Origin of the sequence: Cupriavidus sp. SK-4 (genome assembly GCF_000611125.1) — a bacterium.
Taxonomy (GTDB): Bacteria; Pseudomonadota; Gammaproteobacteria; order Burkholderiales; family Burkholderiaceae; genus Cupriavidus; species Cupriavidus necator.
The window spans coordinates 684-9,445 of sequence record NZ_JFJW01000008.1; the positions used below are offsets into that span (position 1 = coordinate 684).

The window sequence follows — 8,762 nt, forward strand, 5'->3', positions numbered from 1 at the left end:
TCCAACCTTCCCAAGTTGGGATGGTGTCAGGCACGGCTCGCCAGCCTTCCCAAGTTGGGATGGTGCCCCTCACCGCTCACCGACCTTCCCAAATTGGGACGGTGTCAGGCACGGTTCGCCAGTCTTCCCAAGTTGAGACGGTGCCCGGCACAGCTCACCAACCTTCCCAAGTTGGGACGGTGCCCGGCACGGCTCACCGACAAAATTGGGACGTTGCCCGGCGCGGCTCGCCAACCTTCCCAAGTTGGGACGGTGCCAGATATGCGCGCGCCGACCTGCCAAGTTGATCCGCTGCTAGGCCCGCTTTACGACCACCTCAAGTTGTGATGGTCCCATCTACGGCTGCTAGTTTTCCTAACCTGGGACGCTCATAGTGCGGCTCGCCGACCTTCCCAAGTTGGGACGGTGCCCCGCACGGCTCACCGACCTTCCCGCGTTGGGCGACGCCGGCATTCGAGTCCGCTTGGTGCCTCCGCCGCGGAGTCCCCGGAAAAAATTGGCTCGATCCAGGTGCGACGGCCGGCCTCTCAACGGTATGGCAAGCGCGGACGTACCCCGGCCACATAACCGCATGCGTCAATGCTAGGTCAGCTTGACTTCGACCCAACCGCAGGGAATTTATTACCGGGCAGAGCCATAGAGTGTTCTCGCACCCGGTTCTTCACCGCCTTCCACGGCCAGCCGAAGGCAACCGCCCCACACAGCGAGAGAGCGCAGGAATGGCTGGCGTCTGACACGCTACGCGGCGCCCGGGATTTTGCCGGCCAGCGCAAGAGCTACATCTTCCAGCGCCTCGTGGGTGTACCGCCGCGTGGTATTGATGTCGCGGTGTCGCAGGGCGCGCTGCACGTCGGTTACCGGCACGCCGGCGCGTAGCAGATGCGTGGCATGCGTATGCCGCAGCCAGTGCGTCGACGCACCTCGGAGCCTGGCCGCCTCTTCGCTGCGGTCCTCCCGCTCCAGACGGTCGGCCGCTTCCGCAAATGCTGTACGCACGATGGCATAGATTCCCTGGCGCGTACGAAGCGGCCGGCTCAGCTTTCGCTGTAGCTCAAACGGATCGACCGGCGGCACAGCGCGTTGACGCCCACCGGCGATCGCTGGGATGACCGCTGCGGTGTCGGTGGGGCTAGGCATGGGCGGCAGCCCTACCAAACGGCGAAAGCGTGCCAGTTCGTCCATCGCGTTGTCGCAGGGCACCAGTTGATCGTTGCCCCCCTTGGCTTGACGGATGAGCACGGTCCAGAACGCACGGGACCGGCCAGGATGGCGTTCGAAATCCGCCCAAGTTAGTGCAGCCACCTCGGAGGCGCGCAGCCCCGTCTGGAACAGCAGCGCAACTAGCAGGCGGTCGCGCGCCTGGTGTAGCTGCGCCCACCGCGTCGGCGCCGGGCGTGCTTCAATCGCTTCGAATACCGCTGCCACCTGTTCCAGTTCGAGGAACCTCCGCTGGGAGCCGGGCCCTGTGGCAGAGCGCTCTCGCGGCACTGGCGCGAACGGATTGATCCGCAGAGCCCCAACCCGTACCAGCCAGTCGAACAGGCTACCCACGATGACTGCGCTCTGGCGTCGCGATGCTTCGGAAAGCGGGCCGCGCAGCGGTCGCCAAGCCGCGCTGCCGCGGCGAACTCGGCCGTTGCTGACCGCGTGCGCGGGCGGGTCACGCAAGAAGGTAAGGTAGTCGCTGGCATGAGTCACCTGCCAGGTGGCCAGAGGCCGGCCCTGCGCGTCCGCATACCAAAGCAAGCGCCGCGCCTCGAGCTCATACTGACTGCAGGTGCTGGCGCGCAGACCGAGACCCGCGGCGGCCTTGGCGTCTAGCCATGCGCGCACCAGCTCGGCGTCGGAAAGCCCGCCCGGCAATACTGGGCTAGGCAGTGCGTTCGGCGTGAGGGGCGACGTATTCATGGAGGCTTGGGGCAGGGGTAGTCTGGGCCGCGTCAATGGCAGGGCCCGGCGACGATGGCCGGGCGGCCAGCGCATAGACCGGGCAAAGCCAGCGCCGGGTTCTCGGCCCTGTGATCCATTATATCCAGCTAATCACTTACCATTATTCGGATAATGGTAAATAGTGTTCTCCGTCCGCAAAGGCATCGCAGGCCCACGCCAACATCGTCGGCGGGAAGGAAGTCATTCCACGACAGGGGCCGGGCAGTCCCGCCTATTGCCGCATTGCTGACCACCTCTAAGGCATCCGTGCTGCCGTGGGTGTCGAAACCCCAGCGGATGCTGGCCACGCCGCGCACATGGGTGTTGCGCGGGCCGCGCCCACCTGAGACCAAAGCGGCTGCGGCTGAAGCCCGGCTAACGGACGGAGCCCGGGGGCATAATAAGGCACTGATTTTTAACGATTTTATCGACACCTCCATTTGTACCACCCGGAAATGCATAGCAAAACGCAATGCCGATAATTATTGAGCTCTGTATGCGCAAGTTTTCGACAGACTAATGGGGGGGAGACCGCCCGCCCAACGCTGTCCCCCTTTCACTCATCGCCAGAGAAGTCGGCCAGCCAACGCGGACAGCTTTTGGGCTACGCGCACAATGTCAATCTGGTTTCGAGCCTGTATCGTCTTGACCGTGCCGACTACCGGTGCAGTTCCGAAATGTTTTGCGCGCTAACACGATCAGCCAGGCAGGAAAGCTGCGGCCTTCAGGCGCGCAAGGAGGCCATACGCCAAACACGAACTGGCCCAGGGACCATGCCAACTCTGAATTCGCCAGGATGATCTGTTCGGCCAGGAAGTCGCAAGGCGGGCGATTGGAGTTTGCGCTGCGCGCCAGGACAAGCTCCAACGAGGCGAGTTCGGGCAGTCCCTGCGGCTGGCCAAGGATGGTGAAATGCTATGGGACTGCGCATCGCGCGAGCGGTGCCACCGCCCATCCTGCTTCGACCATGCTGAGCAGCCCGAGCAGGCTCGGACTCTCGTAGGACATCCGGTAGGCGATCCTGGCTCGCTCCAGGCTACGGATCGCATTGTCACGGGCGACGCTGCCCGACTGGAATACGGCAATCGGCAGCGGTCGCTCGTTCCAGATTTCATGAGCGCCCGGCGTGGCGGCCATACCATCGGTTCCACCCGAATGAACTCCCCCGAAAGTCCCTTCACTCGCGCTGCGCAGACTAGGTCGACTGGATTCGCTTTCTCCTCAAGCGTAAGGACACGGCCGAACCAAAGCGCGAGGGGATTTTGTCCGGCATGGTTGGCCTCGCGCGAGGGCAACCTTGTGTTGACGCGGATGAGGCTGGAGGCATCGTCCGTATTCGAAGACATCACCCACACCGATCGTCCGCCGGCGGCGATGGCCTGAGGGAAAGTCTCTGGCAAGCTTTGGGCCGGCCGCGTCGACGGCGCATGAGCTTGGCGAACCAGTCCAAGCTCGGAGATATCTGGCCCAGGACGACAAGCCCGCTCCGAAGCCCGCGAATTTACTTCGGATCCACAGCTCGCCGGATAGCTGTGCCTCGCCAGAGGCGAGAGGCGCGGCCCGCATCCCCGACGGCAGCGCGCCGGGATGCACTTGCTAGCCTGGCGGAGATCGTGTAAGCGTCTCGCCGTCCCACCTTGCCGGTTGAGATCGGTTGTGAGAGGGCAGGCGCGCTCAGCGTGGGGGACGCCAGTTGTGGGGAAGCAGCATCGTCGATGCGGCTGCTCAGGTGGGTGGGCAGGCGGGTCAGCACATCGGTGATGCAGGCCCATGGATCGTGCCCTTGAAGCTTGGCTGATTGCACCAGGCTCATCACGACCGCGGCGCGCTGACCGGCCAGTTCGCTGCTCGCAAATAACCATGCCTTGCGTCCCAAGGCCCATGGACGGATCAGGTTCTCCAGGCTGTTGTTGTCCACGCTCACCCCTCCCCATCGAGGAGGTTGCGCGTCAGCGTTGGCCAGTTCTTGAGGCTGTAGTCGAGTGCCTTGGCTGTGATGCAGCCATCGGCCACACGTGACCTCTCCAGTTGCAGCCAGGTATACAGTTCCGCCCACAGCGGCTTGGCGTCGGTGTGCCTTCTGACCAGACGTTGCTCGCTGCTCAAGGGGGCGAGCTCGCGCTCACCTCGCTTGGTCTTGCCGGCTCCCGCGTCGAGCATCGCCACCGGTGTCTCGTCGGCGTGCAGAACCCTTGCTGCAAGTACGAAGCGCTTGTGCGCTTCATAGAGCGGTTCCAGCGCCGCACCGGCACGCCCGGACCAGGCAGCCAATGTTGAGCGCGGCGTGTGTGTGCCGGAGCGGGCATTGATCGTCTCCTGGCGGCAGTACGGCAGGTGGTTGACGAAGCGACTGATCAGCGTGCGCGCGACCAGCCCGGCTGCGGGCAGGCCACCGTCGATGATCTGGGGGTCAGCGGGTTCCTGCATCAGGCGTTGGCAGCGCCGTGGCGCGCCACACCCAGCGTCCGTTGCCGCCATGAGGACATCAGCGAGAAGCTGGATATCGGTGGACCCTTGGCGAGAATATCTCTGGTGCGCGGGTTTTCAACGACGATGTGATACGCAGTCGCTCCAGTGCCACCGTAACGTCCGACAGCCTTGCCGTGCTACGCGGCAACCTTGCCCCGGAAGGTGCGGTTATCAAACCGCCCGCGGCCGATCCCGCGCTGCTGGTCCATACCGGGAAGGCCGTTGTCTTCAAGGATTACAACGATCTTGCTGAGCGCATTGATGATCCAGACCTGGACGTCACCCCGGAAAGCGTTATCGTGCTGCAAGGAGCGGGTCCTCAAGGCGCGCCCGGCATGCCAGAGTGGGGACAACTGCCCATTCCAAAGAAATTGCTGGCACAAGGCGTGCGCGACATGGTGCGCATCAGCGATGCCCGCATGAGCGGCACGAGCTATGGTGCCTGCGTGCTTCACGTTGCACCGGAATCGCACATTGGCGGTCCCTTGGCGTTTGTGCGCGATGGTGATCTGATTGAACTGGACGTGCCGGGAAGGCGGCTGAACCTTCTGGTCAGCGAGGAGGAACTGGAACGGCGCCGAGCCGAATGGGCGCCTCCGAAGCCGCGATTCGACCGCGGCTATGGCATGCTTTACCTCAAGCATGTCAGTCAGGCCAATGTCGGCTGTGACTTCGATTTTCTGGGAACAGAGGTCCAGACTGGGGCACTCGGCGACCCGGAGATTCACTGAACTGGCGGCATGCGGGGTGCCCCCGCACTCCGAACCACTGCAATGGGGGCTGGCTGCCAATGAGGGGTTGGCCCTGCCGGTGCTAGGCTCTCGGTGAGGAGGCTCTGCGCCCTGGTCCGTGGAACTGGTCGTGCGCATGAAAACCGCTTTGCAGGGTGAGCCGCAACCAATCGACGAACATCGATACTGCGCGTGGGACGTGCGCAGAATATGGTCGGATCGCGAATATCTGGTCCGGAAAAACGCCCACTGGCCGCCAGCCTTCAAGTACTTCCACGAGCTTCCTGTCCCGCAGAGCGGATTGCGCAGTGAAATCAGGTACCAGGGCGATGCCCAGGTCTGCGATAGCGGCGTCGCGCAGTGCCTCACTGTTAGTGGCGCAAAGGGGGCCTGCGACGGGGACTGTGATGCGCTCCTTCGGCATGCGCGCGCGAGGCCTCGCATCTACGAAATGCCAGGCCGGTGTGTCATGAGCGCGCGGATAGTAAAGGCATGCATGCTGCGCGAGATCCGATGGTGCCGCAGGGTTACCCCGTTTTCGCAAATATGCTTTGCTGGCGACCAACATGCTGCGGGTGGAACAGAGTGTCCAGGCGACATGGGTGTCGGGCGGCGCCATGGTATGGCGTATTGCCAGATCGTAGCCTTCGAGCGCCAGCGAGCGTAGCTGGTCCGACATATCCAGTTCCACTCGGATATCGGGGTATGTCTCAAAGAAATCAGCCAGGCGAGGTACCAGTTGCTGCCGAGAGAACGACACTGGTGCAGTTACCCGCAAGACGCCGCGCGGCTCACCGGCGGCGTCGCGAACGCCGGCGAAGCCCTTCGCTATTTGCTCGAATGACGCACTGACTTCATCGACCAGCCGCTGTCCGGCATCGGTTAGTCGGACACTGCGCGTGGTGCGCTGGACCAGCGGCACTCCTGCGGCGCGCTCCAGATCGGCAATGCGCTGACTTACAGCACCTTTCGTCACGTTCAGGTAGGCCGCGGTCGCGGTGTAGCTGCCCTGCTGCGCCAGAATGGTCAGCCAGTGCAGGTGTCCCCATATCTCGTCTTTGTTCTTGATCTTCGTCATCGACTGTTTAGAAAAATAAACAAGTAGTTCTCTGTTGCGGGCTTGGCCGGGAGGCCGTCGATTCTTAGACTACAGGCAGATTGTCGACTGGAGAGCAAGTCATGCAAAGCACGAACAAAACAATTGAGCACTATATCGGCGGCCGTCGAGTCGGGGGAGAGTCCGGGCGCAAGCAGCCTGTGATGAACCCGGCCACTGGACAGGTCACGGGGGAAGTGGCTCTGGCCAATGCGGCGGACGTCGAGTCAGCAGTTTCCGCTGCCAAAGCCGCTTTCCCTGGTTGGTCGCAAACCCCACCGATCCGCCGCGCCCGTGTACTGTTCCGTTTCCTCGAGTTGCTGAACCGGGACAAGGATACGCTGGCCCACCTCATCACAGCCGAACACGGCAAGGTCTTCACCGACGCTCAGGGCGAGGTCGCGCGCGGGATCGACATTGTAGAGTTCGCTTGCGGAATCCCTCAACTTCTGAAGGGAGACTACACAACGCAGGTCTCGCAGGGAATGGACAACTGGACGCTGCGTCAGCCACTAGGTGTCGTTGCTGGCATCACCCCGTTCAACTTTCCGGTGATGGTCCCGATGTGGATGTTCCCGGTGGCTATCGCGACGGGCAACACCTTCGTGCTCAAGCCCAGCCCCATCGATCCAAGCCCATCCTTGTTGATTGCAGATCTTCTGAAGGAAGCTGGCTTGCCGGACGGCGTCTTCAATGTTGTGCAAGGAGACAAGGTGGCGGTGGACGCACTGGTCGAGCATCCTGATGTGAAAGCCCTGAGTTTCGTCGGTTCAACGCCGATCGCGAGCCATATTTATGAGACCGGTGCGCGCCAAGGTAAGCGCGTGCAGGCACTGGGTGGCGCGAAGAACCACATGGTTGTAATGCCTGACGCCGACACCGATAAGGCGGTCGATGCGCTTATCGGAGCCGCTTACGGTTCGGCCGGCGAGCGTTGCATGGCTATCAGCGTTGCTGTGCTCGTGGGAGACGTTGCTGAGCGCCTGATGCCTAAGCTGGTGGAGCGCACCAAATCCCTGAAGGTTCTCAACGGCGAAAATCAGGCTGCGGAGATGGGGCCTATTGTTACCCGCGCAGCGCATGAACGCATCGTTGGCTATATCGCGCAAGGCGCGGAAGAGGGCGCTTCGCTGCTGGTGGATGGGCGTTCATTCGACCCGGCAACGGCGGGAAAGGGCTGCGCAGAAGGCTTCTGGATGGGCGGGACCTTGTTCGATCATGTCACGCCCGACATGCGAATTTACAAGGAAGAGATCTTCGGGCCTGTCCTTTCGTGCGTGCGAGTCAAAGACATGGCAGACGCAGTGGATCTGGTTAATGCCCATGAGTTCGGTAACGGAGTGAGCTGCTTTACCCGCGATGGCAACATCGCGAGGGAATTCGGCTTGCAAATTGAAGTCGGTATGGTGGGAATCAACGTGCCGATTCCTGTGCCGATGGCCTGGCATGGCTTTGGTGGTTGGAAGCGCTCTCTGTTTGGCGACATGCATGCCTACGGCGAAGAAGGCGTACGTTTCTATACCAAGCAGAAGTCGATCATGCAGCGCTGGCCGGAGAGCATTGAGAAGGGCGCCGAGTTTGTTATGCCGACAGCCAAATAGACTTGGCGTCGCGGTACAGGGGCTGCCTTGGCGTGGGCCGGCAGACTCTGTACCAGGAACGGACGAGAAGGGTGTCCGTTCGAGACCATGATTCGTGAATGACCGACGCTCCCACGTGGCGCTAAACGGTGCTTGCTCAGCTATTAGCCACATGTCCCGTGGAATTTCGGCGAATGAGCTTAATGGGGAGAACATCATGCACGGGAGGCGTTAGCCCGCCGGCGTGAATGCGTTCCACCATGCGGCGGGCGGCGATGCGAGCCATAGCCTCGACTGGCTGCTGTATGGAGGTGAGGCCGACTAGCGGCGAACCAGCGAGTGGCATATCGTCAAAGCCGATGATTGACAATTGGGCCGGGACGTCGATGCCTTGCCTCTTGGCGGCTTCGAGTGCGCCCAACGCGATCGTGTCATTACCCGCCACGATTGCAGTCACCCGGTTGGCTGGCGGTCGCAACGGAGAAGCGTTCACCGCTCTTGCCAAACGTGCCGGCAATTGGCGAGACAGTGCCCGGTTATGCTGCAACTTCCTGGTATGCCGAAGCGGCAGGAGGTACACCAGAACAGCTTGCTGAGTTGATCAACCGAGAACTGGTTCAATGGGCGAAAGTCGTCAAGGAATCGGGGGCATCCTTAGATTGATAGAGTCGATGACGGGCTTGGCCTGAAGTTGCCCGCCGGCCTGCACGCCTATATCTCCCTCACGTCCAGCGCACGCGCGAAAGTCGGCGACGCCAGCACTCGCGCGTGTGTTTGAAGGAATTTGGATCGTGACCTCTTCACACTCAAAGCTACCTATTTGCTGGTGGATAGTGCGCGGAACCATTGCCTGAGCTAGAGTTTCACCTGAGACCGTCAATTTCCTGGACGCCTCGGTTTGTTCGCGCATGCGGTAACCGTTACCCCATTTCCTTATACAGAAGTCATGACTCTTCC

7 protein-coding genes and 3 pseudogenes are annotated in these 8,762 nt (G+C 61.9%); 3 read left to right on the top strand and 7 right to left on the bottom strand.

From position 1 onward, the window contains the following. Window positions 1–738: 738 nt before the first annotated feature. The 4 genes and pseudogenes from CF68_RS01675 to CF68_RS01685 all read right to left on the bottom strand — a co-directional run bounded on the left by CF68_RS01675 (window position 739) and on the right by CF68_RS01685 (window position 4,356). Window positions 739–1,908, bottom strand: coding sequence for a site-specific integrase (locus CF68_RS01675; RefSeq protein ID WP_035815602.1), 1,170 nt, complete (start codon window positions 1,906–1,908; stop codon window positions 739–741). 816 nt (window positions 1,909–2,724) lie between these two features. Then, window positions 2,725–3,146: pseudogene (locus tag CF68_RS37925) on the bottom strand (LysR substrate-binding domain-containing protein); the annotation flags it as partial. Between the two features lie 284 nt (window positions 3,147–3,430). Next, window positions 3,431–3,847 (bottom strand): transposase domain-containing protein, encoded by a 417-nt coding sequence (locus CF68_RS35875; protein WP_084186983.1) that lies wholly within the window; start codon window positions 3,845–3,847, stop codon window positions 3,431–3,433. Window positions 3,848–3,849: 2 nt separating this feature from the next. Further along, entirely contained in the window at window positions 3,850–4,356 is a 507-nt protein-coding gene (locus CF68_RS01685; protein WP_051591352.1) for a transposase, read from the bottom strand. Between the two features lie 83 nt (window positions 4,357–4,439). On the opposite strand from CF68_RS01685, the pseudogene CF68_RS35880 reads away from it, so the two are divergent. Then, a pseudogene (locus CF68_RS35880) lies at window positions 4,440–5,129 on the top strand (dihydroxy-acid dehydratase); the annotation flags it as partial. 82 nt (window positions 5,130–5,211) lie between these two features. On the opposite strand, the gene CF68_RS01695 reads toward CF68_RS35880, so the two are convergent. After that, window positions 5,212–6,207, bottom strand: a complete 996-nt coding sequence (locus CF68_RS01695; protein ID WP_051591353.1) for a LysR family transcriptional regulator — start codon at window positions 6,205–6,207, stop codon at window positions 5,212–5,214. Window positions 6,208–6,308: 101 nt separating this feature from the next. On the opposite strand from CF68_RS01695, the gene CF68_RS01700 reads away from it, so the two are divergent. Next, window positions 6,309–7,826 (top strand): CoA-acylating methylmalonate-semialdehyde dehydrogenase, encoded by a 1,518-nt coding sequence (locus CF68_RS01700; protein WP_035815606.1) that lies wholly within the window; start codon window positions 6,309–6,311, stop codon window positions 7,824–7,826. A gap of 136 nt (window positions 7,827–7,962) precedes the next feature. Here CF68_RS01700 and CF68_RS01705 read toward each other — a convergent pair whose 3' ends face one another. Beyond that, window positions 7,963–8,262 (bottom strand): substrate-binding domain-containing protein, encoded by a 300-nt coding sequence (locus tag CF68_RS01705; RefSeq protein ID WP_035815607.1) that lies wholly within the window; start codon window positions 8,260–8,262, stop codon window positions 7,963–7,965. 8 nt (window positions 8,263–8,270) lie between these two features. Here CF68_RS01705 and CF68_RS37930 point away from each other — a divergent pair. Next, window positions 8,271–8,468: pseudogene (locus tag CF68_RS37930) on the top strand (tripartite tricarboxylate transporter substrate binding protein); the annotation flags it as partial. On the opposite strand, the gene CF68_RS37935 reads toward CF68_RS37930, so the two are convergent. After that, the coding region (locus CF68_RS37935) for a hypothetical protein (protein ID WP_235205641.1) at window positions 8,440–8,762 on the bottom strand (323 nt) is incomplete at its 5' end. The pseudogene CF68_RS37930 and the gene CF68_RS37935 overlap by 29 nt on opposite strands.

Bases quoted from the DNA above. Each gene is read 5' to 3' on its own strand.
- CF68_RS01675 (WP_035815602.1), bottom strand. From the start codon at position 1,908: ATGAATACGTCGCCCCTCACGCCGAACGCACTGCCTAGCCCAGTATTG.
- CF68_RS01685 (WP_051591352.1), bottom strand. From the start codon at position 4,356: ATGCAGGAACCCGCTGACCCCCAGATCATCGACGGTGGCCTGCCCGCA.
- CF68_RS01695 (WP_051591353.1), bottom strand. From the start codon at position 6,207: ATGACGAAGATCAAGAACAAAGACGAGATATGGGGACACCTGCACTGG.
- CF68_RS01700 (WP_035815606.1), top strand. From the start codon at position 6,309: ATGCAAAGCACGAACAAAACAATTGAGCACTATATCGGCGGCCGTCGA.